Origin of the sequence: Persicobacter diffluens (genome assembly GCF_036244895.1) — a bacterium.
GTDB lineage: Bacteria > Bacteroidota > Bacteroidia > Cytophagales > Cyclobacteriaceae > Persicobacter > Persicobacter diffluens.
Genome location: NZ_BQKE01000006.1, coordinates 53,531 through 76,177 on the forward strand (window position 1 = coordinate 53,531; position 22,647 = coordinate 76,177).

The window sequence follows — 22,647 nt, forward strand, 5'->3', positions numbered from 1 at the left end:
TGGAAATAATATGCAAAGCTGCTCAGGTAAAAATGTAGACATTTGTATCATCAGCAGAACGATAATCCACTGAAACATTAATGAAGGATAGGTGCCGTAATTGGAGCTATAAAAATTAGCGCATGCGATCATTACTATCCACCACCTACTGAATGACCATAGTAAAATAGAACAGGAAAGAAATTCGGACTGGCGAGCCCAAAAGGGCAGCCCGGATAAGCATTGATAACATTAATATTGAAAATGAAGAAATACTTTACATCTCTAGTCTTGACGCTGATAGCGTGTAGCTGGGCATCCTTTACGGTGTTGGCACAGGAAGCAGACTCTACCGCTGCCCCGATCAATGAAAACGAAAAAATTGCAAAGGAATTGGTTAACCCCAATACGACTTTGGGGCTAATGGCTTTTCCTATAGATTATGTCCATTACAAAGGAACGGCCCCTGGAGCCTCTTCCCAAAATGGCTTGGTGATCAACTTTCAACCCAGCCTACCGATTCCACTTTCTAAAAGTGTGAACTTATTCGTACGTCCTTTAATTCCCTTGCATATCAGCCAGCCCACTATGGGGGAGCAAGGTTTTAGTCAGCAGGGGGTTAACCTGGGGAATATCAGTGCCGATGTGGCTGTGGGAAAAACCTGGCCATCCAAGTTTATCTCTATTCTCGGGGTGTTTGGTAGCTTTCCTACTGCTACTGTAGAAGCACTGAAGGCACCTCATATTACCCTGGGACCTGAATTAATGCTTGCCCAACTTACCGACTGGGGAGGTATTGGTTTATTAGTGAATCATTCCTGGAGTGTGAATTCACCGGGTGGGGTAGACGCACCATTGTCTCCGGAATATATGTGGGCGACTAATAATGGTACTGAAGCATCCAGTGTGACGGCCGGTCAGTACTTCTATGTCGTGAATTTAAGAAATGCCTGGCAAATTACCGGGCAGCCAACCTGGGCCTTCAACCACAAAGCTTCTAAAGGTAATCGACTATCCTTACCGTTAGGAACAGGTGTGAGTAAAGTGACGAAATTCGGAAAATTACCTGTTAAGATATCCCTGCAGTATTGGTACTATGTCGCCTCTCCGGACATGTTTGGTGCCCAGCACCAGGTGCGTCTGCAAATTGCTCCGGTTATTCCATTGCCTTGGTAAAGACATCGTCTTATAACTTATTATAAAAAGAAATACTTTCTATAAAAATTCCTCTATCATGAACAAAAACATCGCTTTATTTTTCCTTTGTCTGCTTAGCGCTAGTCTGGGAACTGCGCAAGATCAGGATTTAAAAAACTTTACCTCCATGCAGATGAAAGGGGTAAAACAAATTGATATCGAAGTGGATTTGGATGGTGCCGCAGAAAGACTGTCAAAAGCCATTCAGTTCAAAACCATCTCGAATCAGGATCGTAATGATTTCGATACCGCTGCCTTCAATGCCTATCATGAATTTATTGTAGCAGCTTATCCCAATGTGCACAAAACCCTGAAAAGGGAGTTGATCGGAGATCCCCGACCGTATAGTTTGCTGTACACCTGGGAGGGATCCGATCCTGATCTGGAGCCGGCGCTTTTCTATGCACACCAGGATGTAGTGCCGGTGCCGGCAGATTCCCGTGACCAGTGGAAAGAAGATCCTTTCTCCGGGGCGATTAAAGATGGTTACATTTGGGGACGTGGCTCACTGGACGATAAAAACCAGATACATGCGATACTGGAAGCCGCGGAAATGAGAATTAAAGAAGGATGGCAGCCTAAAAGAACGCTTTACTTTGTATTTGGTCAGGATGAAGAAGTAGGTGGAGCCGAAGGCGCTAAAAAAGTAGCAGATGTATTAGAGGCGCGCGGAATAGAAAGATTTGCTTATGTGATGGATGAGTCCGCACCACTTACGCCGGGTATTTTTCCGGGGATTAAGGATAACACTGCATTGATAGGGATTGCACAAAAAGGATTCATCAGCCTGCAGCTAAGTATTGATGGCATTGGTGGACACTCCTCCATGCCGCCGGAAGAATCTAATATCGGCATCTTGGCCACCGCCATCACCAAGCTGGAAGATGCACAGTTTCCTTATCAAATTCACCCGGCAGTGCGTCACCAGTACCGCTATATGGGACCTGAGCTAGACGTGGAGAAACAGCCTTTATATGCTGCAGTGGCCTTTGGTAAGGATGAAGAAATTACGCCACTGGAAGAGGAATTTATCGAGGTCATGTCAACCAATGAAGTGACCAGGGCTATGTTGCACACCACCATTGCCACCACCATGTTTAATGCCGGTGTGAAGGATAACGTTTTACCTGCTACAGCCACTGCCGTAGTGAACTTCCGTCCAATGCCGGGCGACAGCCCGGAGGTGATCATTGAGCACGTGAAAAAAGCCATTGGGGATGATCGCATTGAGATCAAAGACATCTCGGCTTCTACTCCGGCCACCAATATTGCCAATCCGGACAGTGAAGGTTATAAAATGCTGGAAAAAACGATTCGTCAGATTTGGGGGAACGACTTGATTGTCTCGCCGTTCTTCGTGATTGGAGGTTCAGACTCCAAGCACTTCCAGGCCAGAGATTTCGCACCGGATGTATTCACCATCACCGCCATTCAGCTGGAGAATACAGAGGAGTTTAAAGGTTTCCATGGCGTGAACGAACGTATTTTGAAGAAAGAATATGCCAAATCCATAGGCTTCTTCTATCAAATTATGGGAAATCTTCAGGGAAATCTGTAAGCGGTTATTATAAACACCTTCCGGCCGGACCTCCGGAGGTATTGTTACAATCTATACACCTGTTTGGAAAGCCCGTGTACCTTCATCAGAAGGTGCCGGGCTTTTTTTGCATGCATGATTTATCACGATTAGGAAAGGGAAAGCTTGCGTAAGTCTGAAGGAGGAAAGCCATAATGCTTTTTAAATACCCTGCTCATATGTGCCATATGGGCAAAACCCATCTCTTCGGCAATCTGGGTGAGGCTGTCGGGGCTGTGAAGAATTTTTTGGTGTACTTTCTCAATTTTCCGTGTATTATAAAATTTCAACAGGGGCAGTTTGAAAACATTTTTGAAAAGGCGATTCAGCTTAGAGACACTGATTCCATGCTCAATGCTCAGGTCCTCCAGTCTGGGCGCGGTATTCATATTGGAAAGAATCTGATTTTTAATGATAATCACCCTCTTCAAATCTTCAGGATGGATCCGGTGATCAGCATGCCCATGGTCCTCCTGATCAAACTTCTCCTTGATTACTCCCATAATGTCCAGGGCTTTCGAGAACGGTACTACATGGCGTCCTTCAGAACGTGTGCCATGATCAAAGATCTGCTTCACATAGGCTTCGATCTCCGCATCCAGAGGGAAATAGTAAATCCATGGGTTGGGATCCTCAATGCGTTTTTTGAACTCAAACTGCTGGCGCTTGGTAAACGCACTTCCCATATGGACCGGAAACTTAATGACGATCCATCGGCTCTTGACCCCCGGGGGATATTCAATCTCAAAATGTTGATTGGAGCTATAAATAAACACCCCGTGATTCTCAAACTCATTTTCCTTTCCCAAATCCACGATCAGCCCGGAAAAGCCTACCCGTACGTAAACGTACTGCTGGTCTTTGGGAGGTGCCTGAATAAAGTTGACCTGGTGAAAAGTTTCCATCGTGCACAGATCAATATGGATATCGTTTAAGAATTGAAAATAATGCACCTGAATATTAAAATATGGGTGATCAATTGCCAGGATATTCCCATCCCAGGAACCGCCGAATTTTTGAGTGAGGGCCTCAAAATTTTTATAGGAGGCTATGGATTTAAATTCAATTTTTGGGGTGTCGGTCGAGTCCATGGTTAAGTTTTCGCTATTTATTGTATGCTTTAGGGGAGTATTTTAGGTGGATCGCTTCCACTGGCTTCTGTCTTTTAAAGAGGCGTTCATCCGAATAATGCACTATCATATTTAGTGATTATTATCAAGTAGATCAAATGTAGTGAGTGAAAGTTGGTTTTCAGGATTTTCAATCGCCCAGATGGTTTGGATCCCATCTGTTCTTCATTCAGTTGCTTGCCTGGAGAAATTCCAAATCGACCACTATTCCTTCATTTTTCTTTTCCCGCCTTGCGGCTAAATGAGGATTGAAGCTTGAATTATCCGGCTTAAGCAGGGATCATTCGGATTGTGATATCCATTTGAAATAGCGTTTGTTACAATGAGACCTGATGCCCGATATTCAAAGTAATAGCATTAAAATACCTATTTAAATGATCAATATATTCATTATAATAATTGCCTTAAGTCTTGCGGGCTATTTGACATTTTCAAAAACACTATCAAATTCCGAGAGCTGGAGGGCGATGGTCACTCCATTAGCATCCATCATAGGGAGTGGATTCCTGATCAGCGCACCATTGCTTGGCAATGCGGTAGGGGCGTACGCGGTATTTTTTATGGCAATACTTCTGTTGCTGGCTTATGCGGTGGGAGGAGCTATTCGCTTCAATATTCAATATTTTGAACCCATTGCACATCAGAAGCATGGCCTGGCCCAGGACATTGCCTTCACTTCCCGCATCGTCTTAATTGGCGCTTATTTTATTTCCATTACCTATTATCTTCAATTGCTCTCGGCTTTTGTGTTGAAGCTGCTCAATGTAAATCATGATATTCTGGCCAATATCATGACTACCTTCCTGCTTTTAACAATAGGAGCGGTAGGGATTTGGAAGGGACTTGAAAAGCTTGAATCACTTGAAAAATACACCGTTTCCCTTAACCTGGGAATGATCGGAGCCCTTATCTTTAGTTTGATTTATTATAATGTCACCTCCATTTTTGAAGGGAGTTGGCAGCTACCGGAAATTGCGACAGCCCTTAACTTCGAAGATATGCGGGTTTTGTTAGGTTTGTTGATTGTTGTGCAAGGTTTTGAAACCTCACGATATTTGGGAGGGGAACATCCTGCTGCTATGCGAATAGCGACGATGAGAAAGGCACAGCTCATCTCTTCCTTTATTTATTTGGTTTTTATTGGACTGACCACCGTCCTTTTTCATGCTGATATGGGAGCGGATGTAACCGCCATCATCAGCCTGACCAAACCCGTAGCCACCGTACTGCCTTTGCTGTTAGCTATTGCCGCAATAGGAAGCCAGTTCAGTGCTTCTGTTGCGGATAACTCCGGAGCAGGCGGATTATTGCAGGATATAACCAACAAACGCCTCCCCATTAAGTATGCTTACCTTATTATTTTGGCCATTACCGTATCGCTGACCTGGGAAACCAATATTAACCAGATTATCGCCTACGCCTCAAGAGCCTTTGCACTTTACTATGCGCTACAATGCCTGGTCGCTTTTACCGTTGTGAGTGCGAGGAAAGAACTTGTTTCCCGTCGGTGGAAAAGGAATTTGTATTTGTTGCTTACTGTTGTCTGTTTGCTTGTTTTCTTATTAGGTGTTCCCGCTGGTTAATTTCAGGCCTCCAAGCTGCTGTTCTTGCAGTCGGATGGTGTGCTTTTAAACATGCTCTTAGCCCGAATGATACACCGCTATATTCAGGGAGTTGAGATAAAAGCCTTAGGATCTGTGTGCGTTATCCCGAATGATACACCGCTAGATTTAGTGAATTGCTTTAATTGACTCATTATTAATGCATTGCACTTATTTCTACTGATTTTTGTATAGCCCAAATTTGGGCAAGCTTGCTTGCTCCTGCTTCCCTGGAAAAAGCCGAAATAGAAAATTCCTTCATTTTCCCGCCTTGCAAGTTAAACGAGGGTTTAAGAGTAGGCGTCATTCGGGTTAAAAAATGGGCAACTAAAAATCAGAGATCCACCAAAAACCGGCACAAAAAAAAGTCCGGGAACCAACCGGACTTCAATACTAATACCAAACTATAACCTTATGAACCACTATGATTATTCAAATTCAAAGAGGGACGTTGTAAAAAGGAAGGATGCCTAACCAAGGTTGATTAAGCATCCATTCACCCAACATCAACCTATGTTTAGTATTTTGCAAAGGCTGTGCCAAAGTCTTTTTATCAAAGGCAGAATTCATCTAATAATACAAAAAATATGATTCGGAGAAAGGAGGGAAAGTAAATGTGCGCGAATAACGTACAACTGCCGTGGTATCTTTTTTTAAGCGCTGTTTTTCATCATTCCCCCAAGCGAAATACGGGATGCATCATTCGGGTTTGGCTCCATCACTCCAAGCATTTCAGGCAAAGTCCTTCCCCCAACCTATTCCAATATTTGTGAGTTTGTGGCCAAAAAATACACCTCATTTTTGCTCCAGAAATAAAGCGTTCCTGCTCCTGAACCCCGGGATTCCGATCGATGTTATCCTTAGAGTGAGATAAAAAGCATATCATCCGGCCGCAAATTCGAATTATTGGAAGCGATTTTGGATAATTTCTCAACAATAGCGATACTATGCGCTCAAAATAATCGGGTATCGCCTCTGCAATAAACAAATTTTCGCTGCGAATATTGGCTTTTAAATCCGCTCTAAAAAAATCAGCTATTATATGCATCCGCTCAGGACACACATCGAACGCATCACGCCACTTACCGATCAGGAGTTTAGTTATATACTCGGGCATTTTGAAGAAAAAAAACTCAGAAAGCATCAATATCTGGTGCAAGCCGGTACTTATGACCGGTTTGATAACTGGGTGCTTGGGGGTTGTCTAAAGGCATTTTACACGGATCAGGAGGGTAAGGATCATATCTTGCAGTTTGCCGCTGAAGACTGGTGGATTGCGGATTATCAGGCTTATTTTAATCAGACGCCTGCCACCATTAATATTGACTGTATGGAAGATTGTCAACTGCTTCAGCTTTCGGTACACAAACGGGAGAAAATTTGCTCCGAGATGCATAAAATGGAGCATTTTTTTCGAAAAAAAGTAACCAGCGGTTACATTGCTTTGCAACAACGCATCCTGTCTTTATTGACCCATAACCCTCGTGGTCGTTATGAGGAATTTTTGCGCTTATACCCTAATTTGAGCAGTCGTATTCCTAAAAAATATATCGCGGCTTACCTGGGGGTTTCTAGAGAAACGCTCAGCCGCCTTTACAATGAAAATTAGCCCAAATGATTCATTGCCAGATTCAGGGCGGCCCGGTAAGCGCGTGTTTATAAGCTAAAATTGCTTCCAATAATTCGAATTTGCGGCGGGATGGTGCGCTTTTAAGTATGCTCTAAGGGTAAAAAAGTGTGACGTGCCGCACTTTTTTTTTGTGTTTTCCCTCCTTCTGCCTCAGGAACACTTTCCTCAATTTTGCATCATTGAAATCAGCGCATGTTTAAAATTCAAACATCGATTTCAATAATTCGGATTTGCAGCCGAATGGTGTGCTGTTAAATGCGCTCTAAGTATGAATAATCCGGCTTAACCCATTAACAGGAAATAAAACGACCATGATCACGATTATCGCCAAATGGCAAGTAAAAGCAGATGCGCTGCAAGAGGTATTGTCCATGCTCCCGGTGTTGCAGGCGAAAAGTACTGCTGAGCCGGGTAATCTCGCCTATCAGGCATTTCAGGATCTTCATGCGCCCACCATGCTCTGGCTTTATGAAAGCTATCAGAACAGGGAGGCGCTGGAAGCCCATAAAGTTGCTGCCCACTATCAGGAATTGGTACTGGCGAAAATCCTCCCCTTGTTGGAGCATCGGGAAGTGAAGCTGCTCAAACCACTATAGCCATCACGCAAAACAGGAGAAGTCCTGTAAATTCAATTATTCATAAGAAAGGTCATTTCGATCTTTCAATATTAATTCATTATTGACATGAAATCATTCATTAAAATTTTAATGTTGGGCGTACTTTTGTTTTCCCAATACAATAGCCATGCACAAAAAGCAAAAATTCTTTTCGTGGTAACGAGTCACCAGCAGCTCGGTAATACCGGTAAGGAAACCGGTTACTACCTGAGTGAGGTAGCGCACCCCTGGGAGGTGTTAACCAATGCCGGTTATGAAATTGATATCGTCAGCCCTAAAGCCGGTCAAGCCCCGGTAGATGGCTTCGACCTGGAAGATAAGGTGAACAAAGCGGTTTGGGAAGATCCTGCTTTCCAACAAAAAATTCAGCATACCCTAAAGCCTGAAGCAGTGAATGTGGCGGACTATGTGGCCATTCACTTTGCCGGAGGACATGGTACAATGTGGGATTTTCCTAAGGATAAAAAATTGGCCGATATTGCCGCGGAAATTTATGAGAATGGGGGAGTGGTGAGTGCGGTTTGCCACGGGCCGGCAGGCTTGATTAATATTCAGCTTAATGATGGGCGCTATCTGGTAGAGGGCAAAACCATTAGCACCTTCACCAATGAAGAGGAGGCGGAGATGCAATTAGAGGAAGTGGTGCCCTTTGCCCTGGAAACCGCTCTGATTGAAAAAGGAGCCCGCATTGATAAAGCGGAAAACTGGGCGGAAAAAGTTTCGGTTGATGGTCGATTGGTGACCGGCCAGAATCCGGCCTCCGCGCATTTATTAGGGGAAAAAGTAGTGCAGGTTTTGCAGCAAAACTAATTTAAAAAATGCTTTATGAGCGTGTTTAAAAGCATCCCCTCCAGCCGCAAATTCGAATTATGGGAAGCGATTTTGGATAATTTCTTAACAATAGCGATACTATGCGCTCTAAGTAATCGGGTATCGCTTCTGCAATAAACAAATTTTCGCTGCGAATTTTGACTTTTAAACACGCTATAAACCCGAATTATTCACAACTCAATCCATTCAATCAAGTCAGTGGGGCTTATATTCAGTTTGTTATAGTTGTTTTTCTTTGGTTTTTGTACAGCCCAAATTTGGGCAAGCGTGCTTGCTCTTCCTTCCTCTGTTTCCTTGGACAAAAACTCGAAATAGCGGACTATTCCTTCATTTTCCCGACTTGCAGTTAAACGAGGGTTTAAGAGTAGGCATCTTTCGGGTTAAAATCATTTCCAATAATCCGAAATTGCAGTAGGGCAGTGGTGTTTTAAACACGCTTGTAAGGAGATTGGTAAATGAAGGAGATTACCAACTTTTTCAAATTTTATAATTTTAGAAGCATTTATTTTATTAAGCGAATATTATGACCAAATAAGTGAGCGAGGCTTAACAATAGCTATCAATAATACTTACAAAGGTAATAACCAAAGCCTGTTGAATATGAAGTATTTATTAACTATTGTATTGATATTTTTATTTGTGCCCTACAGCCTGGGCCAAACAAATTTCACCACTCCAAACATTCTTTTAATGCCAATTCTAAAGGAGGATGTTACGGCTGTGTGGGATGAATCCAATTACCCGTATAAAACCGTATACGACTATCGTATATTAACATTTAAGGAAAAAGTATTTTTTATTACGGATAGGGAGTGGATATCTTCTTATGATACCAAAACTGGAGAGTTTAACAATTATCCAGCATTATCTGCGAAATACCTGTTTATTAAAGATGAGGTATTATTTGCCCTAGCTGGTAATCAAATTTATTATTTTACTTTAAATGATTGGGTGCTGATGAGTTACCCTTCTCGGGATATGGATTATGCCCAATTTAAAAAGGCTTTTGAAGAGAAAAAAATAGGGGTTTATGCCGATCAGGAAGCTTTATATTTGAAGTTGTTGATTGACGAACCGGAGAATTATAATAGCAAATATCCATGGATAGAGTGTATCAAAATCCAAAAAGGAAAAGTTGACTATCTGGAAGAAACTCCCTCGCATTTTTCCGCTGACACATTTTTTCCTTTGGATTTATTTGGTTTTAAAAAAGCTACATCAGGCCTAGAGAATCCTACAAAGACAGAAAAATTATCTGAATTTTTAGATTCCCCATATTATAACTATGTGGAAGAGTACAAAGGTGTATTTGATCCCGAGTCAACCGGATTATTCTGGGATTATGAATTGTATGAGGATCATAATGTGTTAAAGATTAATGATTTATATTATAAGATTAATACCAGAGATTTAGACCCTTTATTGGAAAGAATCACTCCAAAAGCCTTAGTTGATAAAAATGAAATTTACATCAATGTGGGAGGACCTGAAAAAGGGCTTTATCAATCTGATGAAAAGTTTTTGACTTTTAATGCAAGTAAGACTGTTTCCAGCTCCTCTGAGGATTTTATCAGTTTATTTTCGGCCAGAGACGGCTATTTCACTTATCGAATTCCGATAGAGAATGGAAATTATGTGGTGGAATTCTTTTGGTTATACCTGCAAAACCGTGTGCCGGCTATGATGGATATGACCATCAATGGTAAACGATTTTTATCAAACTATGAGCCCGATCCCGAAAAATATATTACCCAGGAAAGATCTAATGTAGAGGTGACAGATGGCTATATCGAGATTTCATTTACTGAAAGCCGAAAGGCAGGGCCTGAACAAATTCCTACATTGAATGCGATCCAAATACGAAAACCACCTAAGGTACGAAGTATTAACGCCGGGAGTACCAGCACATCTTATATTCAATCTGATGCTAACGGTATAGACCAATATTATGTTGGGGGCGTACTTATATTGAGCCTGGTTATGATCTATTGTCCACTTCAAAATTGAAGAGCGAACGATTTGGAATCTTTTCTTATGAGATTCCTGTAGAAGAGAAAGGGTTATACAAGGTGAATCTTCATTTTTTTGAAAATTATTTGGGGAAAGCAGTCCCTTATCCTCAAAGCATGCCAAGAGCTTTTAGTGTAGATATTAATAATCTAACCATGTTAGAGGAGTTTTATTTTTATCTATATAAAAAAGGCACACCAAGTTTTTACGTACCGGCGGATTCTCTGATTAAGATTGATTTTTACCCAGGACGGAGAAGTCGGAACCTGCCTATGGTGAATGCCATTGATTGGGCAAAAGTGGAAAGCGTACCCAATTTATATGTTAGTTGCGGAGAGCCTGTTTGGCCTTACAGAGGCCGGGTTTACAATAAATATGGGATTTACCGGGCTTTTGATGCGGATAGTTATTTCGTTGGGGGACAGGTGTATAGAGGAGGGGGTTCTGATTTTTTATATGACTGGGAAAGATATGGTAAGGATTTTAAGTATGTGCTTCCCACTGAAAAGGGAGAAAAATATACCCTGACATTGTATTTTGAAGAGATTTACCATGAGCAAGTGGGTATGCGGCGTTTTAATGTTTCAGTGGATGGCTTTGATATATTGGAAAATTTGGATATTATTTCAGAGTCTGGCGGAAAATATATTCCGCTACAAAAGTCTTTTTCGATTGAAGCAAAAAGTGAACTTACAGAAATTCGATTTTATTTAGGGGAATACGGAATTGATAACGCCAAAGTATCCGCTATTTCATTAGAAAAAGCGGGGCAGGAGAATCTAAGAATGACGAATGGAGAGCAGGCAGGAGTAAAAGAAACTACCCTTTGGCCCAACCCCAATAATGGAATCTTTACTATTTTATCTCAGGAGCCTCTGCTCGATATTGTGGCATTTAACTTGTTGGGAATTAGGGAAAAACTCACCTTTGAAAAAAGGGGAAACTTATACGAAGTTAAATTCTCCAATGGTATCCCGAAGGGTACATATGTATTAAAGCTGCAAAAGGAAGGAAGAGTAGAATCACTTAAAGTAGTGGTTATCAATTAAATAAAAGCGCCGGTTCAAAAAGTGGAAAACAAGGCTCAATACTGATATTAAGCCTTGTTTTCATGCCTTTATTTCGCAATACTCACCCGGCTCACCCCAGTCAACCGATGAATGGCCGTAACCGATTTCCCGGATTCCAAAAGCGCCATCATGCTATCCTACTGATGGTGCTTCCGGAAGTTTTTCGAGCCGGGTTTTCTGCCTTTGAATTTCCCCTCGACCTTCTCCAGTGCAATGCCCGCGAGGGTCTTCTCTTTGATCACTTCCCGTTCTAATTCCGCGAACTCAGCCAGAAAAACCTCAGCGAATCAAAGGAGACAAAAGCAGCAAAAACTGGTAATCCAAGATTTTCAGGAAGATCTGCGCACAGGGATCTCTTCAAAAGCGAAAGATTTAGATAAAGATGTTAATCAGTTTTTGGTTGAGTTGAATATCAATAAATTGTAGATTGGAGGAGATTAGGACAATTTGTCCTAACCTCTTTTTTCTACTGATTTTTTTAGCCTTAAAATAAGCTCCTGGATGAAAACAATATTGCAAATTTCTCCAACTCAACACTGTTTAAATAGGGAGTTAGAATCTATACTTTAAAACCTGGATTCTAATTTTAAGTGCAAGTTTATTTGGCATAAAAAAAAGGTATCCGGTACCTTTGAAATTTAAATCTAATTGCACTTAAATAAGAAATAACAATGGCCCAGATTACCCTGACACAAAGATATGAAATTGAAGCGTTAGTTAAAATAGGGTTCAATAAAACAGCTATTGCTGATAAAGTTGGATTTCATGTATCGACTATAGGGAGAGAAATAAAGCGTTGTCGTAAAGGGTATTACGACGCTGATACGGCGCATAGTAAGTACCTGGCCAATCGTAAAAATAATCGGGAACCGTATAAACGGACCCCTGAAATGGAACAAGTAATTCGTAAGTTTCTTATTGATAATGATTTCAGCCCAGAACAAATAGCTGGAAGATGCAAAGAGGAAGGGACTCCTATGATCTCAGTTGAAGGAATTTATCAATTCATTTATAGTGTCCCTGAATTGGCTAATCACCTTAGGATCAGTAAGGGGAAAAGGAAAAAACGGAAATCTAATTCAAAAAATGGATCAAAAATTCCAGATCGGAAACCTATTCATATTCGACCCACGGAGGCTGATAATAGATCGGAGTTTGGGCATATTGAACTTGATGTTGTGGTAGGGACCAAGGAGAAGTCAAATGTTTTGGTTACGGCTGTTTGTAGAAGGTCTAGATATACATTGATCGGAATAGCATTAAGCAAATCAGATAAAGATGTTTTGAAAGCTTTAGAAGATATGGCTTCAAGATCTTTAATACCTTGGAAGACGGTTACTTGTGATAATGGGAAAGAATTTGCATGCCATAAAGAATTAGAAGCCTCTGTTGGTTGTGTGGCCTACTTTGCAGACCCTTACGCCAGTTGGCAAAGGGGTACCAATGAAAACACAAATGGCCTAATAAGACAGTACTTTCCTAAAGGGAAATCAATGGACAATATCAAAATGAATTCAGTACTCCAAGTAGAAGAAACCCTCAATAATCGCCCAAGAAAGAAATTGAATTTTTGGACGCCTATCGAATATATTCATGGTGAAAGAAAAAATTTGATCACCATCAATAAAACTTGCATTTAAAATTGGAATTCAAGGTTTTCGATTTGCAGCCCTCCAAAAATCGGCACCTTTTTTCTTTTTTCTTGTCAAGGTTAGAAAATCTTTTTGGGCTTTTTGTCGATAGCTTCTAGGTTTCTTAGAATCTGTTTTAACAAATTTCCATAATATATCGATGATTTTTTCTGATTCAATACGAGCCTTATTGATCAAAGCCAGGTCGGTCGGATAAGGAATTTCTTGCACCGCTACAGTAGCGTCAACTGATATTGAGTTTTCAATTTCAGGCTTATTAGAATTTGTATTACTTTCTACATCTTTTTCATCACGAAGTTCGCTTTGCTCATCAATACTAACGTCATGACTCTGGAGTAAGTGACTTAAATCATTAAAGTCTTTTATGGTCAATCGCTTTCTAATTGTCGGAAATAATGAAGAATCAAATACCTGATCATGTTGGAATTTATGCAATTCAACAAAGTATTGTAGATATGGACTTTCTTTGATTTGTTCAATTGTTTCTCTATCAGACAACTTGTATTTGTGTTTGATAATCAAGGCTCCAATCACTAATCGCGCTGGTTTAGGTCTAGCTCCTTTGTCGGAGGACATGTTCCGTTCATAGATCCTTTTTAATTGACGCCAAGGAATTTCTTTGGCCAAAATAATCCATCTGTTATTGGGATTAAGGACTCCCAAATAAGGGTCCATAAAATCAGAAATCTCGAGTTGATCAGGGGAATGCTTAATCATGGTGCAAGCAAAAAAAGTAGGAAAGGAGCCCTGGGGCTATTTAAAGGACAATTTACTAAATTTCCCCTTGCACTAAAAGAGATTCAAAGTGTTTTATTAGGTTGATTTTCAGTCGTTTTTAGATAGCTCTCGATATTTCAGCAGACCCTATTTACTGTTAGATTTAGTATTTAACCTTAAATAACTTATTTACAGTTCAATAAGGTTATGTTTGTTAATGTATTAATCGCCCAAATTTGGGGCAATTAATAACACCTGTATTGAACTGATGGTGAAACCATTGGATGAATACATTTAGCGGTGAATTATTCGGATTAACGCGACAGTATCTCTTTACCCTTCCTTCAAAAAAGTATTTTCGAAAAACCCAAAAGCCCATAAAGGCAGGGTGTTTTGGCTTCCTCTGATGATGCCATCCTTTACCACAAAGGCTTCTTCAATACCTTTTATTTGCTGATTAGTCTTGTTTCGGCCGCCAATTTCAAAGGTCCATTTCTTATTCAGGATAAAATCTGATTTTTTGGAATCATTAGCCAGGAATCCGGCATTTTTAACCGCATTTAGAAAGAAAGTTTCCCGGACGTTTCCAATTTCAGGCGTTCCGCTTAGGGCATAGGCAAGGTTAGTATTTTCGAAATATATTTTTTCCGGCTTGGGTAAAAGGTTAAATCCTTTAGTATCTGAAATCAGTAAATTGAGTATTCTCGCTCGTTCCAGCAAATGAAAAGCCAGCGCTATTTCATCCCGGTGAATACCTGTTTTTTTAGAGAGCTCCGCAATATTGGGTTTATAAGGGACCATATCTGCAATTATCCCCAGGACTTTTTTGATTTTTTGTCCTTTCGCCAGCGTCATGGATTCTAGTTTTAATAAATCAATATCAATCACCTGTTCCAGTGCTTTTTTTAGCCGAAAATGGAAGTTCGGCTCCACGGTAAAGGGGTAATAGCCTTCAGATAAATACTCATGAAAACGTGGCAGCAGGTTCTCCTCACCAATCAGATTTAAGTGTTCTTCATATTGGTGGTTGAAAATGTCATCAAGGCTTAATGGGGGTAGTCGGAGCTGATATTTCAAATCCAGATACTCCTGAAAAGTCATACCATCCATTTGGTATTGTACCACCCGCCGGCTTAAATCATACTCTCCTTTGTAAATATTGAGAATGGAAGAGCTCGTGAAAACAACCCTGAGGTCAGGGTAGCTATCATATATGTTCTTTAATTCCTGAGACCAATTGGGATACTTATGCACCTCATCCAGATAAAGAAATCGCCCACCAAAAGCATAAAACTCATCCACCACATCCACTAAAGTCCTGTTGGAAAAAATCAAATCGTCCAATGAAGCAAATAATACCTGCTGAAGATCAGGGTGTTTTAGTTTGATCTGTTGTAGAATCCAGGTGGTTTTACCGACTCCTCTGGCGCCAATAATAGCCGTCATCCGGTTATTCCAATCAATATTAAACCTACGCTGGAAGTTTAAACTAGTATTTTTCAGAATATTCAGAAATGTCCGCTGTAGTTTTTCCATTAAAATGCCTTGTTTTCAAGGCAAAATAACCAAAATTAATCACTTATTCAGGGCATTTCACTTATATTTGCTTAAATCTCTAAAAAGAAGCTGATGCGTGCTTATGGTCAACACACTTTTGTGATCGATGGAAAAAATACAACGCAGAAGCAAATTCAAGGACTAGACCATGCGTTCGTGGTCAAGGATGATATTGAATATGGGGAAGGCCGAGTCATTCCGCTTTGGGCATTTGGAATGTTGTATTAATGAAGGTGTAAGTAAGCATGGAAATTCCCTTCATTTTGAAAAATTTTGAACGGGTAGGGTAGTAGTTCTCGGTAGGAAGCAAAAAAAATCAGAATACCAGTGAGTTAGGGTATTCTGATTTTGGATAGGGTTAGGGTATGGAATAGATGTTGTCAATTTAAAATTTAGGTGTCAATGTATTTCAGAACGGGACAATTTTTAGGAGACAGCGTTCAGTTTACACTCCCCTATGAAAGTCAGGGGTGGAAGTCCCCTGGTTTAATCGACTCTATGTCGTTTTTACTATAGTACTGTCCAGCCTAGAGCTGTGTTTACTGTTGACCTAATCACATTAAGTGCTGCATTAATAGCCGCTTCTACAGCTAAAATACCTAACCCCTCAATTGTCAACAGTACTATTCTGACACTGCTTTTTTGAATTTCAAGGTAATATTTTGCTTGCTCCTGAGTAATCTTGCCCTCAAGCTTTAACTGTCCGATTAGTTGAAGGTTTTCTGCTAGTGCTTTAAGTTCTTGTTCAGCAAATGGTTTTGCTTCATCCCAGTGATTTTCTAGAACCCCTTTGGCAGCATCTAGCATCTGTTCTAAAATTTTTTGTACGTTTATATCAGCCATTTTTTTTATTATTAATTATTGTTGTCTGTTTTATCCCCTCTTTTCAAAGCAATTTGCAGCTTTATAATTGCAGTAAATGCTGAGTTAAAAGGTTGTTTGAGTGGTTTGATTTGGTCGTAACTAGAAAATCCAATTTTATGTAATGACTCCAAATTATTAACCATTTTATTTAGCTCTTTAAAATGTTCTTGAACGATTCGATTTTTTTCAAATGCCCCCGCTCTTACTTCAAGAGTATTAAGGTCAACTTTGATGTCATCGAATTGCTGAACAAAGTGTTCATATTTAGCATCATCAGTTCCAATTGTTCTTTCAATCTTAACAAAGTAATTCGAAACTTTTTCCTGTAATTCTGTTACTGTTTTATCAGTTATCTCATCATAATCACTAATTAGTCGAATGGAGGTACAACTTTGCGTGAGCATCAGTAGCATCAGAACAAGTGCGGATAAATTTGCTTTTGTAATCATCTTGTTTTTAATCATAATTTTTTGTTTTTAAGTTATTAAATGACATAAAACGATTGAGTAAACTCAACTCCAATTGCTCTTGCTGCTCTTTCCGATGAAAAACTTGACCACTTATACATCATTCTGAGCGCGGGATTTAATACGAAAGTATTTGATATGTAGAGAATTTAAGAAATTCTGTTGCCGAGCATGTGAATCTCATATTAAGGATGAATTCGACTTATGAGTTTCGAGGGGGATTTGCATGGACAACAGATGCTATCTATTGAGATCTACAAATTTAACAGGCCCCATTTAAGTGTCAACATGTTAATACCAGATCAAGCCTTTCAGCTGAGAATGCCCATAAAAATTTTATGGAAGAATTACTATCAAATAAAACTCACGAACAGAGAAGGTAATGCATCTCTCAGGAAAGGAAGAAGAAACAAGCAAATAACATTTGCTATTTGAGTGAGCTATTAAAATGACCTGCCGGGAGGCTCCAACCGCACTGCGATCATAAAATAATTCAACTAGACAGATAAGTCTATATAGTTGAAAAGGTGTCAAAGTATTTCAGGACGTGACAAGACAGAATAACTTATTTTTTAGACAAAGCCAGCAGTGTATCGTCTACCCCCTCTTCTTTTTCCATCAATTCATTAAAGGACAACGTTTTTGATTTTTTCCACTCTTTTATTTCTATAAGGTATCTAGTTGAATATTTATCGAACAATTCAATGATCCATTCTCTTTGTTCAGGAAACCTCCAATTCTGTAATGGAATAATTTTAGGATTCTTTATCCATAAAAATCCGATAGTTTCAGGATTATCAAAATTTAAGTTATTCTGGCTAGTATCAATTTCTGAATATACCAAGGAAAAATTAGTATTTCCATATGGGGACTGTTCTATTTTATCCTTAAATTTAATAGAGTATCCAGTCTCCTCTAATGTTTCTCTTATGGCCGTGTCTTCAACTTTTTCTCCTTCTTCCATTATTCCCCAGGTGGAGATACTACTAATTTATCCTTTTTTTTATGAATTACAAGCAACATAGAAGGTCTTCCATTATGAATTGATAAAACGAGTGCTCCTGCTGACTTTTTGCCAGCGTATGGTTTTTTTAATTCAATGATAACCTTTTCGTCTTTATTTATGTCAAGAATAGCATATGCAACGCAAGCACTAGCTATTTCAACCATTAAAATAATAAATAGTTTATTCAAATATCTTTCACTAACTTGTATGAATTTAATATTTTCTAGTATTCCTAATAGAGTAATAAGACAAGTACATATAAATACAGTCACAAATGTCCATATAATAATATCTCCTGGAGTTATGTTTGATAAATGCATATTATGTAGTTAGTTGTATAACAGATACGATATATATTTAGGGGCGAGATCGCCCCCATGTCATCAAATAATCTTTGAACATTTCTTTAATGAGAAAATTACATTTGTAAATTGATGATGAGAAACATTCTCTTTATTAGCTTTAATTATTTGTCATAAAAGTACTCAAATGGGAGTAGAGGACCATATCCCGAAGAATTTTCGAAATATCCTGGGTGTGTTGCCATTCTCATTAAATGCTGACGCATATCCTCACAATTATTCAATGGCGTATTATTTATTGGGGTTTGTTTATGTTTAGAAAGAATAAGTGCAGCTAAACCTGCCACAAATGGTGTAGCCATAGAAGTTCCACTTAGCTCAGCAAAGCCTCCATTATTAAAAGTAGACCAAATATTGCTACCAGGAGCAGTGAAATCAAGTTCTCCTCCTCTTGAGGAAAACCCTGACACATTTCCATTTTCATCATGTGATGCTACGGTGATAACTCCACCGTATTTACCGGGATATCCCACGCTATTTTTTGAAAGTTTACCTGAATTTCCTGCTGCACATATCACAGTTTTTCCGTGGAATAGAGCATAGTGAATGGCTTGAAATAGTTCATTATCAGAGTAAGGACCTCCTAGTGACATTGAAATAATATCAGCTCCGTTGTCAGTGGCCCAATAAATTCCATCTGCAACCATTTGGTTTGATCCACCATTGTTTCCCAATACTTTACCTATTAGTAATTCACATTGAGGAGCAACTCCTACAAAACCAAAATTATTTAATCTGGCACCAATTATTCCTGCACAATGGGTTCCGTGGCCATTGTTGTCATTAATTCCCTCATTGGTGAAATCATGTGTTTCGATGATAGCTTCTTTTAAATCTGGATGGGACTCATCTATTCCAGTATCTAATACTGCAACTTTAGTGTTTTTGCCTTGTGTAATTTGCCAAACTGCAGGGATATTTAATATGGATCCTGCCCAGTTAATCCTTTCCTCTTTCGTACTTTTACTTAGACTTTTTAATACCTTATGTAACTTTAATTTAGGTTTTTGAAAAGTAAATTCCGTTTCTCGATTTTGTTTATTTATAGACTTCATTTTATACTTTTAATTATGTAGTACTATAGTTATTGATAAGTAAGTCTTGATTATTGTTGTTTTGTGTTTTTAAAATTGCCATTTACTATTAAATACTGGATAGTTAAGAAGGTGTTTAAATTGCATACTCCATTAATCTTATTAACTGCTCTTTCCGGCGAAAAACTGGGTCATTTAAATCCGATTTTACGCAACAAAATAAGTCCATTTTTTTATTTGTTAGTATTATTTTTAAATAGATATTATTAGTAATAATGTTTATTTAGTTAACGTATTATTTATAATAAAATATTTTTTAAATCTATTTCAAAATGAATCTCTAAATGAGTAATACAAATCAGGTTTTAGTCGTGTGATGTTTAGGGTTAAACATTAGTCTTTTATTTTTTTTAGTACAAAATCCTTTTCTTTCCAAAGGTTCACATTTGTTATTTGATAAAGAACGGTTGTATATTGTTGATAATGAGCTATTCTTGTTTGTGGGGTCAAGTGTAAGGTTTTCCGGTAAATTAATTTTATTTTCTTCTGGTATATAATATTTTAATTCAATCAATCGAAAAATATTATTTTTGCTATGTTAATTTTAGTTATTGGTACCTGTCAGGACGATTTTTCACTAACTACCTCCTCAACACAGTAACACTCCTTGTCCCCAAAGAACCACTAACACTCACCTTAATCATCTGATTCCTGCTGTTATCTATAGGAGAAATCTCCACCACCTCATCATCCTCATTCACCACTTTAAAATCCATTATTCTCCCATCCATACTCACCAAGGCGATTCCTTCAATTTCACCCGCAACTACTGATTTATTTATCCGGATGATATTATTCGCAATAGGGTTAGGGCTCACCAGGCTGTTTTCTTCCTCCGGCAATTGGAGCTCCTCAGTCAGCATTCGTTCATTTGAATCTCCGGGTTCCAGCAGGATACCGGATATTTTGGCATTATTGACGCCTTCCGCTCCGGTATAAAAGCGGATTTTGGTGGTCTGGTGCTGGGCAGTGAAGCTGAGATCTTTTGTGATTTCGATATAAGGACCACCAGCGTCTTTGATGATGTCCAGGTTGGATATTACCTGTCGACCATCAATGTCCACCTGAAAGATGCGCTGCCCTTCCCGCTTAAAATAGATTTCCGCAAAAATGAGCTTTAGATCATAGGATTCTCCCGGAATGGTCGGAAGGCAATAACTGAAATCCCGACCATATCTCTCCGTTTTTAGGGCATCGTTAGTGTTTTCGTCATTATACGGTAAGGAGGGAGGTCTTTCGGAGTATCCGGAGTAGTTGTAGGTATTTTCATCAATTTGGGTGATCCAATAATAGAATCCTTGTCCTCTATCATACCGGTATCTTTTTCCAAAAACAGAATAGCGCTCTCCTCCTTGAAAATAGCCATCTTCCGGTAGGAAATTCCTTCTATCTGAAGAATATCCAAACTCCGGCTGATAATAATAAGCATTTGCACTTAGATATGAAGATGCCCCAGCATCAATATAAACAGGAACCGGAACCGATTTCTCCCAACTAATGGCATTGACTTTGGCATGGTCTAAGCCATAATCGCCCAGAAAAAATCTGATTTTAAGGCTGTCTGTTGCTTCGACATAAAAATTACGTTCAGTCAATTCCATACGATCGCGTAAATCGAAATCATCCAGCACCCTAATGCCGTTGATGTCGACATTAAATCTTCGTTTTCTGGGCGTATAGCTGAAAAACCCATCCTGATAGGGCTCAATTACTTCTTGATTATTTTCTGCCCAATAGAAATCATTAAAATAGAGGCTTACCTTATAAATACCGGCTTCTTTTACCGGGATACAATAAGAAAAGTCCTTACCGTAGCGTTCCGTGTTTTCAATGAAATCCGTTCCATCTCTTGAATAACTTTTACCGGAGGTGTAGTAGCGATCGATCCCCTCACCCAGGTCCATAGCCGGATTAGTCACCGAAGATCCTGCATTTATTTTTTTATCTTTTGTGAAATCCTGTTTGACAGTAATGGCGGAGATCATCGCATTATCTATACCGTATTTACCTGTGTAGCATCTTATATTTAGCTTTTCATCTGTTACTTTGGCAGTGAATTTCTTATAAACTACTCCTTCAATTGGATTTGGGCTATAATCTTTTATAATATTTTCTCCCTGGAGGTCAACGCTAAAAATTCTTTTGCCAATTTTATCATGGTATACTTCCTTGAATACCAAACTAACTTCATACCTGCCATTAGGTATAGGAAGCTGGTATTGGAAGTCTTTTCCGTAACGGTGGGAATTATAAAGGACGTCCTCAGTTCTGCTCGTCTGATAAATACGACTCGAACCTGTAATTTGAAGCTCTGCATCCGGGAGATAGCCATTCACCTCTGTTTTTCCTCCGGCATTTATTTTCAGGTTTTGACTTGCTGTAACCTCCCTCGGACTGTATTCACACAACCAGAGATAGCCTCCTTCAATGATGTCAAAGTAATATTTACCATTGACCTTTACAGCCAGGAGACTGGTAGCCATCGCCTGAATGTCTTCCGGTAATTCCTCATAGTGGTTTTCAAAAGGAGTATCCAAAAACTCGCTGAGTGGTGATGAGTCGCTTCCCTTTATTTCACTTGCGCCATAGCGTGCATCAAATAGTCTCCTGTCTAACCATTGAACATCATTTAAGAGGTAATCTGATACAGGTGTTCCTGGTTCTCGTCCTTCCCCAACCATGAATTTTTCCCCATCAAAATAGGTAGCATATACCTGTTGGAATTGATTTTCACCATCTTCTCCGACAATGGGATTTAAATAATTCATCTTATCATGCCGGTAGTAAAAATAGTTTTCATCTGCACCAAAAACCTCCGGCCAATAGGGATTGAGGTGAAGGAATTCAAATTCGTCGTAATTTGCGCTTTCATACCAAACGTTCTCAATGGTACCGTTTTGATATAAATACCATGCTTCCATTGAATTCATGAGCAGGCTATTTTTATAACGCATTACAGTGAAGGGGTTGAAAGCTTCTGTTTTTTTGATGGCTTCATTTATGGGATCATAAAAGTAGACGTATAAGTCCCCATTGGTAAAAAACACCTTATCATCCCATACGAATAATTTGGATCTTATAGTACCAAATTCTTCCCCGCTATCATAATCCAGCTCCGGTACGCCTTCTCCTTCAATAATGCGATGTATCTTTCGAATTCCCTCCTGAGACCAGGCCTGAAAACCGAGGAGCATCAATAGCGTTGCGGCAATTAGTGTTTTGATTTGTATTGCTTGACCTTTCATTTTGACTGATCATTTTAATTTCATCCAGTTTACAAAGGGGAA

General features: G+C 39.4%; 18 protein-coding genes. 9 read left to right on the top strand and 9 right to left on the bottom strand.

The window, feature by feature from the left end; all coding sequences use genetic code 11:
• The first annotated feature begins 243 nt into the window (after window positions 1-243).
• A complete protein-coding gene (locus AAA970_RS24940; RefSeq protein ID WP_338239627.1) occupies window positions 244-1,155 on the top strand; it encodes a hypothetical protein in 912 nt (303 codons plus the stop codon).
• Between the two features lie 58 nt (window positions 1,156-1,213).
• Window positions 1,214-2,734 (top strand): M20 family peptidase, encoded by a 1,521-nt coding sequence (locus AAA970_RS24945; RefSeq protein ID WP_338239628.1) that lies wholly within the window; start codon window positions 1,214-1,216, stop codon window positions 2,732-2,734.
• 128 nt (window positions 2,735-2,862) lie between these two features.
• Here AAA970_RS24945 and AAA970_RS24950 read toward each other — a convergent pair whose 3' ends face one another.
• On the bottom strand, window positions 2,863-3,843 hold the full coding sequence (locus AAA970_RS24950; RefSeq protein ID WP_338239629.1) for a helix-turn-helix domain-containing protein: 981 nt from the start codon (window positions 3,841-3,843) through the stop codon (window positions 2,863-2,865).
• 413 nt (window positions 3,844-4,256) lie between these two features.
• On the opposite strand from AAA970_RS24950, the gene AAA970_RS24955 reads away from it, so the two are divergent.
• The 7 genes from AAA970_RS24955 to AAA970_RS24985 all read left to right on the top strand — a co-directional run bounded on the left by AAA970_RS24955 (window position 4,257) and on the right by AAA970_RS24985 (window position 13,281).
• Complete coding sequence (locus AAA970_RS24955) at window positions 4,257-5,465, top strand: hypothetical protein (protein ID WP_338239630.1); 1,209 nt, start codon at window positions 4,257-4,259, stop codon at window positions 5,463-5,465.
• A 1,060-nt stretch (window positions 5,466-6,525) separates the two neighbouring features.
• Window positions 6,526-7,092, top strand: coding sequence for a Crp/Fnr family transcriptional regulator (locus AAA970_RS24960; protein ID WP_338239631.1), 567 nt, complete (start codon window positions 6,526-6,528; stop codon window positions 7,090-7,092).
• Between the two features lie 332 nt (window positions 7,093-7,424).
• Entirely contained in the window at window positions 7,425-7,709 is a 285-nt protein-coding gene (locus tag AAA970_RS24965; protein WP_338239632.1) for a putative quinol monooxygenase, read from the top strand.
• A gap of 87 nt (window positions 7,710-7,796) precedes the next feature.
• On the top strand, window positions 7,797-8,540 hold the full coding sequence (locus tag AAA970_RS24970; RefSeq protein WP_338239634.1) for a type 1 glutamine amidotransferase domain-containing protein: 744 nt from the start codon (window positions 7,797-7,799) through the stop codon (window positions 8,538-8,540).
• Window positions 8,541-9,161: 621 nt separating this feature from the next.
• Window positions 9,162-10,568 carry a hypothetical protein gene (locus tag AAA970_RS24975; RefSeq protein ID WP_338239635.1) on the top strand — a complete coding sequence of 469 codons (1,407 nt, stop codon included), beginning with the start codon at window positions 9,162-9,164 and terminating at the stop codon, window positions 10,566-10,568.
• The gene (locus tag AAA970_RS24980) at window positions 10,565-11,620 is read left to right on the top strand and encodes a malectin domain-containing carbohydrate-binding protein (RefSeq protein ID WP_338239637.1); all 1,056 of its coding nucleotides are present in this window, start codon (window positions 10,565-10,567) and stop codon (window positions 11,618-11,620) included. Before AAA970_RS24975 ends, AAA970_RS24980 begins: the two co-directional genes overlap by 4 nt.
• 692 nt (window positions 11,621-12,312) lie before the next feature.
• The gene (locus AAA970_RS24985) at window positions 12,313-13,281 is read left to right on the top strand and encodes an IS30 family transposase (RefSeq protein ID WP_338236266.1); all 969 of its coding nucleotides are present in this window, start codon (window positions 12,313-12,315) and stop codon (window positions 13,279-13,281) included.
• 9 nt (window positions 13,282-13,290) lie between these two features.
• Here the strand turns inward: AAA970_RS24985 and AAA970_RS24990 are convergent, their stop codons facing one another.
• The 8 genes from AAA970_RS24990 to AAA970_RS25025 form a co-directional block, all read right to left on the bottom strand.
• Complete coding sequence (locus AAA970_RS24990) at window positions 13,291-14,010, bottom strand: transposase (protein WP_338239638.1); 720 nt, start codon at window positions 14,008-14,010, stop codon at window positions 13,291-13,293.
• Between the two features lie 333 nt (window positions 14,011-14,343).
• Window positions 14,344-15,546: an ATP-binding protein gene (locus AAA970_RS24995; protein ID WP_338239640.1), complete on the bottom strand. Its 1,203-nt coding sequence runs from the start codon at window positions 15,544-15,546 to the stop codon at window positions 14,344-14,346.
• A 531-nt stretch (window positions 15,547-16,077) separates the two neighbouring features.
• Window positions 16,078-16,410, bottom strand: a complete 333-nt coding sequence (locus AAA970_RS25000; RefSeq protein WP_338239642.1) for a hypothetical protein — start codon at window positions 16,408-16,410, stop codon at window positions 16,078-16,080.
• An 11-nt stretch (window positions 16,411-16,421) separates the two neighbouring features.
• Window positions 16,422-16,895, bottom strand: a complete 474-nt coding sequence (locus tag AAA970_RS25005; protein WP_338239644.1) for a hypothetical protein — start codon at window positions 16,893-16,895, stop codon at window positions 16,422-16,424.
• 568 nt (window positions 16,896-17,463) lie between these two features.
• A complete protein-coding gene (locus AAA970_RS25010; protein WP_338239645.1) occupies window positions 17,464-17,862 on the bottom strand; it encodes an NUDIX hydrolase in 399 nt (132 codons plus the stop codon).
• Window positions 17,862-18,224: a hypothetical protein gene (locus AAA970_RS25015; RefSeq protein ID WP_338239646.1), complete on the bottom strand. Its 363-nt coding sequence runs from the start codon at window positions 18,222-18,224 to the stop codon at window positions 17,862-17,864. The genes AAA970_RS25010 and AAA970_RS25015 overlap by 1 nt, the downstream gene beginning before the upstream one ends.
• Window positions 18,225-18,370: 146 nt before the next feature.
• Entirely contained in the window at window positions 18,371-19,321 is a 951-nt protein-coding gene (locus tag AAA970_RS25020; protein WP_338239647.1) for a S8 family peptidase, read from the bottom strand.
• A 620-nt stretch (window positions 19,322-19,941) separates the two neighbouring features.
• Window positions 19,942-22,605: a malectin domain-containing carbohydrate-binding protein gene (locus AAA970_RS25025; RefSeq protein ID WP_338239648.1), complete on the bottom strand. Its 2,664-nt coding sequence runs from the start codon at window positions 22,603-22,605 to the stop codon at window positions 19,942-19,944.
• Window positions 22,606-22,647: the final 42 nt, after the last annotated feature.